We start from the raw sequence: 13304 nt of genomic DNA, 5'->3' as shown, positions 1-13304 counted from the left end.
GTCTTGTTTGCTCGCTACTGCAGTCATAAAGGCCTAGAGCGCACGTTGCCCTCATCTTTGCAAGGGATAGCGTCATGACCCTAGCCGAGATTGTTATGGATATTTTTTCAGGTATGCCAGTCACCCCATTAGCTAGCGTCATTGTTGGTATTGGGTGCCTTGGCGTGTTGTTGTGGATCGCACTGGGGGCGTTAGATGAAAAGAACTGAACTAAAACGCCGCACTCCGCTGGTAAATCGTACAACGCTGACTAGAAAGGCTTTCCTACCAGGTAAGCGCGAAAAGAAAAAGATCGGACTCGGGCAGGCCGTGGCCCGTCTTGTTGGTACTCACCTACAACATAACCGGAAAGAGCCTAGCGTCTTTCGCTCTGAGCAGCATTGCAAAAATGTTGCGGCGTTAGCGTGTGTTAACTGCGGCAAATCAAGCGGTAGCGGTGGGCCATATAAATCGCAAGCCGCACACCTAAATGGCGTTGAGTTTGGTAAAGGCTTGGGGCTGAAGGTCTCCGATGCGCTTGTGATGGCGCTGTGCCCAGATGGGTTCATGCGACGGGGTTGCCACGCTCTTCTTGATCAAGGCGGGATCTATGACAAACCCACAGCAGTGGCTCAACAGCTAATTTGGCTGCAAAAAACCCGCGACGAGCTGAAAAAGTTAGGTCAATGGCCCCAAGAGGCCGAAGACGATTTAATCCGCTTTGTTGGGGCGTATTTAAGGAGGGCGGAGGCGTGAGCACAGTAATTATGTCCGAATGCTGGCCTTTGCAAGGGATGAGTCCTGCGCAAAAGGCTGTGCTGGTGTCACTGGCTGATAACGCAAATGATCAGGGTGTGTGCTGGCCATCAGTAACCAATATCGCTATGCGTACATGCTTATCTGAGCGTGCTGTGCAGAATGCGATTAAGTGGTTAATTGAAGCAGGGATATTGGTTTCTCAGCAGCGCTATGGACGCTCGACTGTGTATACCGTAACCCCCGCAGCATATGCACCCCCGCAGCAAATGCGGGGCGCAGATAAAGACAAAACCCCCGCAGCAAATGCACCCACCCCCGCACCAGCTGCACCCCACCCCCGCAGCAGCTGCACCCAGAACCGTAAAGGAACCGTCAAGGAACCTATGAACCGTAAAGATGATTGCGCGGAGCTTGAAAAAAACTCCACGCCGGATAGTCCTCCGGTCGAGCACCTAACCCTAGCTGATCGGACAGAGCATCCAGTGCTTGAGTGCGATGTGCTTGCATGGGCTGATGCGTTCCCGAAAGTGGATGTTGCCGGCGAGCTTAAAAAAATGAAGGTCTGGCTCAATGCGAATCCGACCAAGCGCAAGACCAAGCGTGGAATCAATGCATTCATCGTGAACTGGCTGGGCAGGGAGCAAGATAGGCCGTCTCATGCAAAACCATCGGGGGGCGGCAAGCACACAGGCTTTAATCAACAAAACTACCAGGAGGGCATTAGCGATGATGGCAGTTTCTAGCGCCATGAGCCGGTTGGAACAAATGGGCAGGCAGGTTGCGATTGCAGGCAGCGTTGAGGGCAGTGACCCTGTTGAGCGCGAGATGCTAAGACTCCAGACCGAGGCTAGGGCCCGCGCAGCTGAGGCCAAGACGCAAAGCATCTTGGGTCGTGCTGCGATACCGCCTCGATTTTCTAGCCGTCGTCTTGGTACGTTTCAGGCTGAGTGCCAAGGCTCAAAGCGTGCGCTGGCAATAGCGGTGGAATACTCAGAGGGCTTTTCCGATGTGTTAGCCCAAGGGCGAAGCATGCTGTTTCTCGGCAGTGTGGGTACTGGCAAGACGCATCTAGCAGTGGGCATTGCTCATGCCGTTATCGAGCAAGGGTATGAGGCGCTGTTCTCAAGCGTGTTGTCAGCCATTCGCAGCGTTAAGGAATGCTACAGCAGGGACAGCCAAATCACAGAAGCGCAGGCTATCCGTAGGCTGGTTGAGCCTGACTTGCTCATCCTTGACGAGGTGGGGCTGCAGTTCGGTAGCGAGGCTGAGAAGCTGATTCTTTTTGAAATCATGAACGGACGCTATGAAAACCTCAAGCCGACGATTCTGCTCAGCAATCTAGGTGTGGCCAAGATGGAGGAGTACCTAGGGCAGCGCGTCATGGATCGGTTACGGGAGGGGGGCGGCAAGGCCGTTACGTTCGACTGGGAAAGCTATAGGGGGCGTATATGAGTTGGGGCCAGAAGCTCGCAGTAGGGGAGGAGTTAAGCAAAATGGGTCAGCAAGTGAGTAAAGAAAAGAAGCATGACGGCAGGGATTGGGCTAGAAACATACTGGCACGAAAGGAGAGGCCCAGCCCCACAGTAATTAGGATGGCTCAAGCAGCGTTAGGGGTTGATGCATGAGGAAACAGGTACAAGCTTTAGGGCGCCTGAAGGTGGGGCAAATGAATCAGACTGAGGCCAAGTACGCTAGCTATCTCGATACGCTAAAGCATGCAGGAGAAATAGCGTGGTATCGGTTTGAGGGTATCAAGTTCCGCTTGGCCGATAACACGTTCTATACGCCTGACTTTATTGTGATGTTAAGCGATGGGAGCATCGAGGCGCATGAAGTGAAGGGGTTTTGGACCGATGATGCGCGAGTAAAGATAAAGGTGGCTGCTGATGCTTACCCATTCCAGTTCTTGGCGGTCAAGGTAAAAGCGAAAAAGCAGGGTGGTGGTTGGGATGTTGAGCGGTTTTAAATTGGGGGAAGCATGAAGACAGAAGTTGAAATACTGTTAGGGGAGTGGGGACGCTGGAAGCGCGGGGAGAATAGAACGGGGCTAGGCTATCCATCCTCAAGCGCATTCAGAGAGCGAGTGGACGGTGAGCGGCGCTCGGAGGCTGATACACCTCTATCCGGTGATGATGTCAGACAGTTAGATCGATTGATCGGGATGCTGCACCCTGAGGCGCGTGCAGTGCTAGCGGCGCATTACATTCGTATTGGGCCTGCTAAGACTAAGATGGCGGCACTGAGGCTCGGTAGAACGGCGTATTATGGCTTACTTGATTTTGCTCATCAGTTCTTAAGTCACCAGCGGTCGATCTATTTTCAAACTAAAGTGTCCGGACACCTTGCGCAAGTGTCCGGATGAAACTATAGTTTTTCACGTAGGCTGGTTGTTGCTCAGCCCACTGATTGAGAAGTAGTTAAAACAAAAAATTCAAAGTCAAAAGCCCCCTGTATTTAATTGCAGAGGGCTTTTTTGTTAATTAATTCACTTTGGAGTTGCAATTGCACGAATGATTTCGACATTATTTCTTTGCAATTCTTCACGAAGAAGATCTTCAGTATGGCTTGTTTGGCCAGAGCCATATGGTTTTGCTTTGATTATGAGTGGTATTTTCAGGCTATCTAGGACTGCTCGCAATGCGTTTGAGCTATTGGCACTCAAAACTCCATCAATGGTGAGTGTTTGCTCTGGTTGGTTCTTCACCTTGAAATAAATAGTTGTTTTCATTTCTTGCATTTCTTTGCCTTTGAAATATAGAGGGTTAAAGGGTTTTATATCTTCGTTATTCTGGTTAAGTAGCAATTAAAAACTAACATGCTTGTTTTATTGTAAGACTTTTTAGTTCTTGGCTTTTATGGTAATGAATGTTGAAGAGCTGTATTTATAAAGTATGACAAAGAGAATTCAAACCCCCTGTCGGGTTAAAACTTGTCGGCGACCACATAGGAATCAAGGTGGGTATTGTGATGACCACATAGGTCTTGCTTCAGGCTGGCGAGCCCCTGAGCGTGGGAGTTCGTCTGAGCGGGGGTACGGGGCTGCTTGGCGTCGCAAGCGCAAGATAATTCTTGGGCGTGACTATCATCAGTGTAGGCCCTGTGCGGCGCAAGGGCTGGTGACGTACGGCAATGAGGTTGATCACATTATCCCTAAAGCGGAGGGTGGGACGGATAGCTTAGAGAACTTGCAAACAATTTGTAATGAGTGTCATAAGAAAAAAACGCGCAAGGAATCAAACCGGCGCAGGGTAGGGGGGGTATAGAAACAAAATACCTTTCATGGGCATGACCGCCCGTCTAGGGAAATTTTTATCCCCGCGAAAAATGAAATTTAGTGAGAGGGGTTTATGGCAGGTGTTCCGGGTCGATCAGGTCGCCGACCAAAACCTACTGAGCGTAAGGTCGCAGCAGGCAATCCAGGCAAGCGCGCATTGAATAAATCTGCCCCTGAGTTCGGTGGCATTATTGATATTGAGCCTCCTGTTTGGTTAGAGGGGGCGGGGCGAGATTTATGGGAGCACTTGGCCCCCTTGCTTTGTGCTCAACAAGTTTTGCAGGGGACAGATATCCAGAATCTTGAACTCTATTGCACTGCTTACGGTAGGTTTAGAAAAGCTGAGGAGGACATAGCTGAGAACGGTATCACTGTCACGGGGGCGCAGGGCGGGATAGTTAAAAATCCAGCGGCGACTATTATTAACGAGGCTACAAGGCAAATGGCTACTTTTGGATCTTTGCTTGGCCTCGACCCATCAAGTCGTCAGAGACTATTAGGTCCCAAGGGAGAGGATCCTGCTGCTGTGCTGGCCGGCATTTTAAACATGTGACATGTCAAAAGCGAAGTTTCCACGAGTGGCTGTAGCTACGCAGTTCGCTCGAGATGCTGTGCGCGGCAAGATTGCATGTTGCCGTTATATAAAACTAGCTTGCCAGCGTCACTTGGATGATTTGGCAAACAGCAAAAAACGAGCCTTCTTATATAAGTTTGATCCGGCTAAGGCCGAGAAAAAAATCAAACTTATAGAGTACATGCCGCACACAAAAGGCAAGTGGGCAAGAGAAAGGAAGAAAATCACTTTAGAGCCGTGGCAACTGTTTGGGATTGCTTGCACCTTCGGCTGGCTAAGAAAAAAAGATGGGTTACGTAGGTTTAGAGAGTCTTATTGGGAAGTACCACGCAAAAACGGCAAGAGTGTAATCGCTGCTGGCGTTGCTTTGGGTATGTTTTGTGCTGACGATGAATTTGGCGCAGAAGTCTATAGCGGTGCAACTACAGAGAAGCAGGCATGGGAGGTGTTCAGGCCTGCTAAGCAGATGGTTGAGCGGACTCCAGAGCTTAAGTTGCTTTTAGGTATAGAGGTTAATGCGGGGAACATGAATAGGCCGGCGGACGGCAGTAGATTCGAGCCGGTGATCGGTAATCCTGGAGACGGTGCCTCTCCATCATGCGCAATAGTTGATGAGTACCATGAGCACATAGCTGATGATCTATATGTCACTATGCAAACCGGCATGGGGGCCCGAGAGCAAGCGCTAATGTTCATTATTACTACAGCTGGAGCGAATATTTCAGGCCCTTGCTACGACAAGCGGCAAGAGGTCATTGAAATGCTTGAGGGCATTGTTCCAAATGATGAGTTATTTGGCTGGATTTGGACAATTGATGAGGGCGACGATTGGACTGACCCTAGTGTGTTGGCGAAAGCCAATCCGAATATGGGTATATCAGTTAATGAAGACTACCTAATTTCTCAGCAACAGCAGGCTATACGTCGGGCGCGTTTTTCTACCACCTTTAAGAATAAGCACTTAAATGTGTGGACGGCCGCTAAGAGCGGTTACTTTAACATGGCGAAGTATGTGGCTGATCCATGTATTGATCGAGGCCTGACCTTAGAGCGTTTCGCTGGTTGGGATTGCGTGATAGGGGCGGACTTAGCCTCTAAAATTGATCTTACCGCAATGGTGCCTTTATTTCATGAGGTTATCGATGGGAAGATTCACTATTACTGTGTTTCGCCTACCTTTTGGGTGCCAGAGGACACGGTCACTAGTAGTGATAATAGGCGCATGGCAGATCGTTACCAAAGCTGGGTGGCTTCTGGCCACTTGATACAGACTCATGGTGCGGAGATCGATTATCGCGACATTCTGGCAGAGGCATTAGAAATCAATGCTAAGTCGCCGGTCATAGCAACACCTTTAGATCCACACGGTGCTGCTAACCTGTCGCACCAATTGGATGATGAAGGGCTAAGCCCAATTACCATTGTCCAGAATTTCACGAATATGTCCGACCCAATGAAAGAGCTTGAGGCGGCTATTCTGTCTGGACGTTTTCACCATGATGGCAACCCCATTATGAGCTGGTGTATTTCAAATGTAGTGGGGCGTCACTTACCTGGTAGCGACGATATTGTGCGTCCTATCAAGCAACACACTGATAACAAAATTGACGGGGCCGTAGCGCTCATTATGGCTATTGGTCGCGTCATGCTGCCTATCGCTAAAGCAGAAGCCAGTGTTTATGAACAAGGAGTAGGGATTTGAGTCGTCAGGAAAGGGCCGCATTGGTATGCATGCTTATGGGCTTCATTGCGTTGGTTAGCGGTATTGCTCAGATTTCGCTAGCATGGGCCGCTATAGCAGGAGGTATTTTATTAATTCTTTTTGGATTAGGGTTGGATAGAAATGCTGTTCAGAAGAGCCACTGATAGCGGTCAGGGTGCTTCTAGCTGGCTTTCCGGTTTTATAGGTGGTGCTCGTTCTGTAGCGGGGCAGGATGTAAATGCTAAGAGCTCAATGGCTATCCCAGTGCTACAGAACTGCGTGTCTTTGCTTGCCGAAAGTATTGCGCAGCTGCCCATCGAACTTTACCGCCGGTTGCCCAATGGTGGCAGGGAAGCGGCTACAGACCACCCTTTATACAAAATTCTGAAATATAGGCCTAATCCTTGGCAAACCTCTTTTGAGTATCGAGAGTTTAGCCAAATGTCAGCCGGTTTGAGAGGGAACTCATACAGCTATATAGAGCGGGATAACAAAGGCGTTATAACCGGACTTTACCCTATGGACCCGGACAATATCACGGTCTGGAAGGGGGCAGATTTATGTCCCTACTACCAAATCGCTGGAAGTGATGAAAGGCTCCCGCAGCGCCATTTTCATCATGTGCGTTGGATGTCATTTGACAACTATGTAGGGGCGTCGCCAATAGCGCTTCACGCAAACGCTATTGGTTACTCGTTAGCGCTATCAGAGTACGCGGCCAAGTCGTTTGTTAATGGGACCGCGCTTTCTGGTGTGCTAGAGCGGCCTAAAGACGCGTCGGCCATCAAGGATCAGAAAGTTATTGATGATCTAACCACCTCGTGGCAAGAGCGTTTCGGCGGGGCATCCAATAAGGGGAAGGTGGCATTTCTTCAGGAAGGGATGACATTCAAGCCTCTCTCTATGAGTAACGTTGATGCCGATTTGATTAAAGCGCTGACGTTGACCGGCGCGGATATGGCGCGTATCTGGAAAATTCCATTGCCTATGCTAGCCGTCATGGAGGGGGCGACCTACAACAACGTTGAAAACCTTCAAATCCAGTTTGTTATTTATGCCTTGTTGCCATGGATTAGAAGGCATGAAAGCGCAATGCAGCGTGATTTTCTGCTGCTAAACGAAATGGATGAGCTCTATATTGAGTTCAACATTGGTGGCCTACTCAGAGGGAACCAAGAGGCCCGTTACAAAGCATACGCAATTGCGCGGCAGTGGGGCTGGCTATCTGTAAATGATATTCGCAAGCTCGAGAATCTTCCTCCTATATCAGGTGGGAACGTGTACTTGCAGCCATTGAATATGGTTGACGCCACCACGGGGCTTCCTAGCATCGCAGATGAAACCAAAGCTTTAAACGCAATTCATGAGGCACTTCAATGAAAAACCATCATCGGCTAATTAGCCTGATATTTAATACGCCGCAGCTTATCCGAGAGGATGTGCTGGATATGGCTGTGCACTGGGCAAATCAGGCCATGAACCTGAATATTATCAATGTGCATGGCGCCACTGCTCAGCATGAAGGCGCAGAAACACAGGCAGTATCCCCATCTGAGCAACGTTTACAAGCAGCCCAGGATACTGGTGTTTATGTGTTGCCTGTTCACGGCGTTTTGGTGTCGCGCAATACGCACCTAGACCCGTGTTACTCCATGACGAGCTATGAAGAAATACGCGGGATGCTGAACGTTGCACTGAATGACCCTAGTGTTGAGCATATTGTTTTGGATATAGATAGTCCGGGCGGATCAACACAGGGGTGTTTTGAGCTGGTGGATGATATTTATGGGACGCGTGCCATTAAACCAATTACCGCCATTTCCAACTTTGGAGCGTACTCGGCAGGTTTTGCGATTGCCTCTGCTGCGACAAACCTTATTGTTTCTCGTAGTTCGGGCGTGGGCTCGGTGGGTGTTATTGCTCGTCACATCGACTTGAGTAAGCGTCATGAGCAGCAAGGAATAAAAATCACCTCGATCTTTGCTGGTGCGCGTAAAGATGACTTAGCTACCCATTCGCCGTTGACTGAAGAGGCAGGCCAGTGGCTTAGTGATTTAGTGAACAGTCATTACGAGACGTTCACAGAAACAGTTGCGCGTAACCGCGGTATGTCAGTTTCATCGGTAAAGGCAACTGAAGCAGGTGTGTTTTTTGGGGCAAAGGCTGTTGAGTTGGGTTTTGCGGATTCAGTTGAGTCGCCACAAATTGCGGTAAATCGGATAGCAGCGGAGGTTGCGAAAAAGCGTGCAAGCACTCCAAAGAAAAGCAGTGTGGCCACCCGCGCGGCGGCCATAGAAATTCAAAATCGTATTTAGGCGCGTTCGCGACTAAATGATGTCTCGCCACCTACGGGTGGTTTTTTTATGGGGAAAACAATGTTTAAAGTGCATGAACTTCGTGCTGAACGCGCAAAAATTAATGATCAAATCCAAGCTTTGGCTACTACCGAAAAGGAAAGTGGCAGCCTGAGCGACGAGCAAACGTCTGAGTTTTCTGCGTTGTCAGCTAAATTTAACGACTTGACCGCTTCTATTGAGCGCTTGGAAGCAGCGGAGCGTATGGCTGCGCAGTCAGCAACACCAGCTCAAAATCACGTGCGTAGTACTAGTACTGTGCCAGTAACACCACGAGTACCTGAGGCAAAAGGCGCTGGTATGGCTCGCATGGTCTTGGCACTGGCAGCTGCGCAGGGTAACAATCAACTAGCGGCACAAATTGCAATGGATCGAGGTTATGGCGAGCATATTGCCGCATCGCTCAATACATTAACGCCTGGTGCTGGTGGCGTACTGGTGCCGGAGAACCTCTCCACGGAAGTGATCGAGCTACTACGCCCTAAGTCTGTAGTGCGTAAGTTGGGTGCGCGTGCAATGCCGCTGAACAACGGCAATCTTACTATCCCTCGCTTGAAGGGCGGTGCGGTGGTTGGTTACATCGGCTCTGATTCCGACATCCCAACTAGCCAGCAAGAGTTTAATGATCTGAAGCTATCGGCTAAGAAACTGACAGGTTTAGTGCCAATATCTAACGACTTACTTGCTAATTCCGGTGCAAACCCAAATGTGGATCAGATTGTAGTGAGTGACCTGACATCCGCGATGGGTACCCGTGAAGATAAGGCCTTTATTCGCGATAGCGGCTCAGGCAATACGCCCAAGGGGTTGCGTTATTGGGCACCAACCCAGAATGTTTACGCTGCTGCGCAGCCTAAGCCGTCAATTGAGCAGGTTTCTATTGAGCTTAATAAACTCGTGCTCGTTCTTGAGTCTGCCGATGCCAATATGACTGCGGTGGGGTGGGTGATGGCGCCTCGTACTAAGCGCTTCTTGCAAGCTTTGCGCGACGGTAACGGAAATAAGGTCTACCCGGAGTTAGATCAAGGCTTCTTGATGGGGTATCCCGTGGGCACGACAACTCAAATTCCGATAAACCTTGCTGTTGGTGCTGACTCTAATGGATCCGAGATTTACTTGGCAGACTTCGGTGATTGTTTCATTGGTGAAGATAGCCATTTAGTTATCGACTTCTCTAAAGAGGCCACTTATACAGATGATAAGGGCAACACAGTGTCCGCGTTCCAGCGCGACCAAACTTTGGTGCGCGTGATCGCCAAGCATGATTTTGGCCCGCGCCACGTTGAGTCTGTTGCTGTTTTGATAGACGTTCAGTGGGGCGCGTAATCTCGGGTTAACACAGGGTGCGTAGTGCACCCTTTTTTTATTTTGGAGTTCTCATGACTCAAGTTAAATTTTTGAAAAACTGTGGCGCTTACACGATTGGTGATGTAGCTGGCTTTGAGGCTGCTAAGGCCGAGTTACTGATTGAGCGCAATATCGCTGAAAAACACACGCCTGAGAGAGGTAAGGCTGCTGCTAGTAAGCCGGGTGGCAATGCTTCAGTTAATTGAGCCTATAGGTGATGAGCTGATCAGCCTTGATGAGGTAGTGATGCAGGTCAAGGCTGATGGCGATATCGAGGAAGAAAACACTTATATCCAAAAGGTGTTAATTCCCGGTGCCATTGGTATCGCTGAAGAGGTCACCGGCTCCATTCTACGTAAAGGCATCTATAAAGAGACTGTTTTTTCCGGACAATCGCTTTCAAAGGGAAATGTAAGCGCCATTCATACAGTTATAGCGAATGGAGTTTCGCTTGTTTTTGAGCATAAGAAAGTGGCAGGGCGATCTGTTATTTCAGTTGATCATCAGGCTGAAGTAGATGCTCTAGAAGTCACCTTTGCGGCAGGTTTTGATCACGCAGCATGCCCTGCACCGCTTCGCTCTTGGTTGCTGATGGTTATTGGGTTTTTATATCGGGATCGGGATTTGTCATCAAAGGATCCAAAAATACGTAACTTAGATTTTTTGCTCGCCTCTATTTCCGTTCCCGGAGGGTTTTAGCGTTATGAAAGATAAAGAAGGGTTGGCTGCTGGCTTGCTTAATCGTCGCATTATTATTCAGCAGCGTGAGGGTGTGCAGGATGCGGCAGGCCAGCCAACTACCGCATGGGTAACTGTCGCAACCGCATGGGCTTGGATTAAGGGTCCTACAGGTATGGCCGTAGCAAAAGGAGGGCTGTTAGGCCAAAGTACCGTGGATGATGCAGTTAGCCCCTATTCTTTTCGTATCCGCTATCGAGTAGGGGTTAAAAAAGGTATGCGAGTGGTGCTTAGAGGCGAGGTTTACGAAGTAAGGGAAGTACGCCATGACCAAGAGGGCGCGGAGTGGACCGACCTAGTGTGTAAGCATGGGGTTAAAAATGGCTAAAACTGGCTTAAGTGTTGATTTTAAGCAAGCTTTAAAGGCATTAGATTCTTTAGCGGAGGCATCTAAAAGTCATTTATCTAGGTCTATGGCAGTGGCTACGGGTAAGGTGCTTCGAGATGAGGCGAAGGTGAGGGCTCCTGTATTTGATGGCTCTACTGCCTTAGCAGGAGGAGCTAACGCAATAAAACCACCTAGGCCTGGCGCCTTGAGGGAGGCAATATATTTAGCTTTTTCAGACAATCGTTCTAGTCCTAGTGATGGACGCTTTGTTTATTCCGTTTCTTGGAATTCATCTACAGCGCCGCATGGGCATTTACTGGAGTTTGGGCACTGGAGGTATAACGAAATTCATCCAGGGGGCTTTCCGACAAAGAAGCCACTAGACAGCCCTCAGTGGGTGGCTGCCATACCATTTTTGCGTCCAGCGCATGATGCAGCGGTTGATCGAGCAATGCGCGCTGGTCTGGAGCGAGGTAAGGAGCGTGCCACAGAGCTTCTTGCCGATCCTTCATTGTTGGAGGGTTTTGGAGCATGACAATTGAAGTAGCCATAACAGCTTTGCTCGCTCCTTTAGTTGAAGGACGCTGCTACCCAGATGTGACTCCTTCAGGAGCGATCTTTCCATTGATTGTGCACCAAGTGGTTGGCGGAAGGGCTCATAAGCATTTGGAGCGGCAACTTCCGGAAAGCGAGAATTATCGGGTGCAGGTTTATTGCTGGGCGGGCACTCGGCTGGCAGCGGTAGAGCTAGGTAGAGAGATTCGACGTCAAGTCATTGAGTATAGAGTGGGCCTCAAATCAGCGATTGCGATAGGACAAAGAGTATCTCTTTATGATGCCGCTCTGATGCTGTACGGAGTGCGGCAAGATTTTGACATTTGGATTAAAGAGCATTGATTCATAACCGCCCACATTGGGGCGGTTTTTTTATAGGAGCCGAAAATGGCACTGAAATTTCCTGATGGTTCGATAGTGGGCTTCGCTACAGCGCTGGCCGAGCCAATTCCTTTTACGGCGATTAGCAACGGTAGTCCTGCAGTAATTACTCATGACGGCACCATTGCCAAAGGAGGGGTGCTTGTTGTGTCCTCCAGTTGGGCGGCGATTAATAATCGTGTAGGAGCTGCGGGTGAGACCACAGTCGGCAAAACCCCGCTAATAGGTATTGATACAACTGACCCAGATTTGCTCCGTGTAGGCCGAGGGGCTGGGACAGTGTCTTTGGCTAGTACCTTTATTAATTTTTCACAACAGGGTGAGCTTTCTAGTTCAGGTGGCGAACCTCAGACCTACACAGGAAAGTGGTTGGAAGATCCCATGGGTCAGGAGTTCCAAGTGCCTATTGGGCAGTCTGCTCGTCAATATTCGCTTCAGCTTGATTATGACGCTAGCATGCCGTGGTTTGAGGCGGCCAAGGCTATTACTAGAAAGCGAAAGCCTACAGTAATTCGTATCCAGTTGCCCGACGGTGACATTGTTTACGAGTATGGATACGTGCATTTTAATCCGGGACTCAATATGCAGTCCGGCAATCCTATAAAGAATGCTGTTAATTTTTACCTGATGAGCAGCGAGGGCACGCTGGTTTCAGCTCCTTAAAGAGGTGTATATGGCGATTAAAAAAGGGAATGCTCCAAAAACCATATCGGCTAAGCTGGATATAACGGGTGGCGGCGAAAGCAATACGATTTCTTTGGTTTTTCATAATCGGAAACCTAGTGAGATACGAGAAAAAGCAAAGGACCTAGAAACATCAAAAGATCCATTTCTGCCGTCATTACTACTTTATCTAGTTAAGGAATGGGATACCGGCTATTCACTGTCGATAGAGGGCGTGCTTGATATGGAGGATGAGCGCCCAGGTTTGTCTGACGCGTTAATTCAGGGATTTCATCGCGTTCGTAGGCTGGAACTGGAGGGAAATTGAGAGCGGCGGTTGGAGCGCTAATGTGGCGCCGTCCTACCGCCGCTGCTTTGCGTGGCACTGGGCTAAAACCCAGTCACTATAAGGAGCCTCTGGTCTGTGTTTGGCCGGACTGCTGGGCCGCGATAGAGCTGTATTTGCGGTATCAGACTCAGTGGATTCAGGGCCCTAATGGACCTAGCGGATTAAATTATGTTGTTCTGTTTAAAGACTTGGATCGCTTGGGGGTGGAAGACGAAGAGCATGAAGAAATAATGGACTACATCCGGATCATAGAAGCCGAAGCGCTGGCGAAGATTTATGAGTAACTATGTTGTTGGGTGTT

Annotated in this window: 21 protein-coding genes; 20 read left to right on the top strand and 1 reads right to left on the bottom strand. The window is 49.3% G+C overall.

The features are described 5' to 3' along the window. The first annotated feature begins 74 nt into the window (after nucleotides 1-74). The 6 genes from OSH01_RS12250 to OSH01_RS12225 all read left to right on the top strand — a co-directional run bounded on the left by OSH01_RS12250 (nucleotide 75) and on the right by OSH01_RS12225 (nucleotide 3100). Nucleotides 75-209: a hypothetical protein gene (locus tag OSH01_RS12250; protein ID WP_266124400.1), complete on the top strand. Its 135-nt coding sequence runs from the start codon at nucleotides 75-77 to the stop codon at nucleotides 207-209. Next, entirely contained in the window at nucleotides 196-735 is a 540-nt protein-coding gene (locus OSH01_RS12245) for a hypothetical protein (protein WP_266124399.1), read from the top strand. The genes OSH01_RS12250 and OSH01_RS12245 overlap by 14 nt, the downstream gene beginning before the upstream one ends. Continuing rightward, the gene (locus OSH01_RS12240; RefSeq protein WP_266124398.1) at nucleotides 732-1481 is read left to right on the top strand and encodes a helix-turn-helix domain-containing protein; all 750 of its coding nucleotides are present in this window, start codon (nucleotides 732-734) and stop codon (nucleotides 1479-1481) included. Before OSH01_RS12245 ends, OSH01_RS12240 begins: the two co-directional genes overlap by 4 nt. Beyond that, on the top strand, nucleotides 1465-2190 hold the full coding sequence (locus OSH01_RS12235) for an ATP-binding protein (RefSeq protein ID WP_266124397.1): 726 nt from the start codon (nucleotides 1465-1467) through the stop codon (nucleotides 2188-2190). Before OSH01_RS12240 ends, OSH01_RS12235 begins: the two co-directional genes overlap by 17 nt. Nucleotides 2191-2359: 169 nt before the next feature. After that, nucleotides 2360-2704, top strand: a complete 345-nt coding sequence (locus tag OSH01_RS12230; protein ID WP_266124396.1) for a DUF1064 domain-containing protein — start codon at nucleotides 2360-2362, stop codon at nucleotides 2702-2704. A 12-nt stretch (nucleotides 2705-2716) separates the two neighbouring features. Next, complete coding sequence (locus OSH01_RS12225; RefSeq protein WP_266124395.1) at nucleotides 2717-3100, top strand: hypothetical protein; 384 nt, start codon at nucleotides 2717-2719, stop codon at nucleotides 3098-3100. Nucleotides 3101-3223: 123 nt separating this feature from the next. On the opposite strand, the gene OSH01_RS12220 is transcribed toward OSH01_RS12225, so the two are convergent. Beyond that, nucleotides 3224-3475, bottom strand: coding sequence for a hypothetical protein (locus tag OSH01_RS12220; protein ID WP_266124394.1), 252 nt, complete (start codon nucleotides 3473-3475; stop codon nucleotides 3224-3226). A 154-nt stretch (nucleotides 3476-3629) separates the two neighbouring features. Here OSH01_RS12220 and OSH01_RS12215 point away from each other — a divergent pair, with 154 nt between their 5' ends. The 14 genes from OSH01_RS12215 to OSH01_RS12150 all read left to right on the top strand — a co-directional run bounded on the left by OSH01_RS12215 (nucleotide 3630) and on the right by OSH01_RS12150 (nucleotide 13287). Beyond that, nucleotides 3630-4001, top strand: a complete 372-nt coding sequence (locus OSH01_RS12215) for an HNH endonuclease (protein ID WP_266124393.1) — start codon at nucleotides 3630-3632, stop codon at nucleotides 3999-4001. A gap of 84 nt (nucleotides 4002-4085) precedes the next feature. Continuing rightward, nucleotides 4086-4565 (top strand): phage terminase small subunit P27 family, encoded by a 480-nt coding sequence (locus tag OSH01_RS12210; RefSeq protein WP_266124392.1) that lies wholly within the window; start codon nucleotides 4086-4088, stop codon nucleotides 4563-4565. A 1-nt stretch (nucleotide 4566) separates the two neighbouring features. Further along, nucleotides 4567-6288 carry a terminase large subunit gene (locus tag OSH01_RS12205; RefSeq protein ID WP_266124391.1) on the top strand — a complete coding sequence of 574 codons (1722 nt, stop codon included), beginning with the start codon at nucleotides 4567-4569 and terminating at the stop codon, nucleotides 6286-6288. Between the two features lie 141 nt (nucleotides 6289-6429). Further along, the gene (locus tag OSH01_RS12200) at nucleotides 6430-7668 is read left to right on the top strand and encodes a phage portal protein (protein ID WP_266124390.1); all 1239 of its coding nucleotides are present in this window, start codon (nucleotides 6430-6432) and stop codon (nucleotides 7666-7668) included. After that, the gene (locus tag OSH01_RS12195; RefSeq protein ID WP_266124389.1) at nucleotides 7665-8603 is read left to right on the top strand and encodes a S49 family peptidase; all 939 of its coding nucleotides are present in this window, start codon (nucleotides 7665-7667) and stop codon (nucleotides 8601-8603) included. Before OSH01_RS12200 ends, OSH01_RS12195 begins: the two co-directional genes overlap by 4 nt. A 60-nt stretch (nucleotides 8604-8663) precedes the next feature. Continuing rightward, the gene (locus OSH01_RS12190) at nucleotides 8664-9968 is read left to right on the top strand and encodes a phage major capsid protein (protein ID WP_266124388.1); all 1305 of its coding nucleotides are present in this window, start codon (nucleotides 8664-8666) and stop codon (nucleotides 9966-9968) included. A 53-nt stretch (nucleotides 9969-10021) separates the two neighbouring features. Beyond that, nucleotides 10022-10195, top strand: coding sequence for a hypothetical protein (locus tag OSH01_RS12185; protein ID WP_266124387.1), 174 nt, complete (start codon nucleotides 10022-10024; stop codon nucleotides 10193-10195). Further along, entirely contained in the window at nucleotides 10179-10688 is a 510-nt protein-coding gene (locus OSH01_RS12180; protein ID WP_266124386.1) for a hypothetical protein, read from the top strand. Before OSH01_RS12185 ends, OSH01_RS12180 begins: the two co-directional genes overlap by 17 nt. A 4-nt stretch (nucleotides 10689-10692) precedes the next feature. Beyond that, the gene (locus OSH01_RS12175) at nucleotides 10693-11055 is read left to right on the top strand and encodes a phage head closure protein (protein WP_266124385.1); all 363 of its coding nucleotides are present in this window, start codon (nucleotides 10693-10695) and stop codon (nucleotides 11053-11055) included. After that, a complete protein-coding gene (locus OSH01_RS12170) occupies nucleotides 11048-11590 on the top strand; it encodes an HK97 gp10 family phage protein (RefSeq protein ID WP_266124384.1) in 543 nt (180 codons plus the stop codon). Before OSH01_RS12175 ends, OSH01_RS12170 begins: the two co-directional genes overlap by 8 nt. Next, nucleotides 11587-11952, top strand: a complete 366-nt coding sequence (gene gp17 / locus OSH01_RS12165) for a tail completion protein gp17 (protein ID WP_266124383.1) — start codon at nucleotides 11587-11589, stop codon at nucleotides 11950-11952. Before OSH01_RS12170 ends, gp17 begins: the two co-directional genes overlap by 4 nt. Nucleotides 11953-11997: 45 nt before the next feature. Next, nucleotides 11998-12654 carry a phage tail tube protein gene (locus OSH01_RS12160; protein WP_266124382.1) on the top strand — a complete coding sequence of 219 codons (657 nt, stop codon included), beginning with the start codon at nucleotides 11998-12000 and terminating at the stop codon, nucleotides 12652-12654. A gap of 10 nt (nucleotides 12655-12664) precedes the next feature. After that, the gene (locus OSH01_RS12155) at nucleotides 12665-12982 is read left to right on the top strand and encodes a hypothetical protein (RefSeq protein ID WP_266124381.1); all 318 of its coding nucleotides are present in this window, start codon (nucleotides 12665-12667) and stop codon (nucleotides 12980-12982) included. A gap of 20 nt (nucleotides 12983-13002) precedes the next feature. Then, nucleotides 13003-13287 (top strand): DUF1799 domain-containing protein, encoded by a 285-nt coding sequence (locus OSH01_RS12150; protein WP_266124380.1) that lies wholly within the window; start codon nucleotides 13003-13005, stop codon nucleotides 13285-13287. The last annotated feature ends 17 nt before the right edge of the window (nucleotides 13288-13304 follow it).

The organism is Alcaligenes endophyticus (assembly GCF_026344035.1).
In the GTDB taxonomy this organism is placed as follows: domain Bacteria; phylum Pseudomonadota; class Gammaproteobacteria; order Burkholderiales; family Burkholderiaceae_B; genus Alcaligenes; species Alcaligenes endophyticus.
The sequence above is the reverse complement of the archived record's forward strand: the minus strand, read 5'-3'. Positions and strand labels throughout refer to the sequence as shown.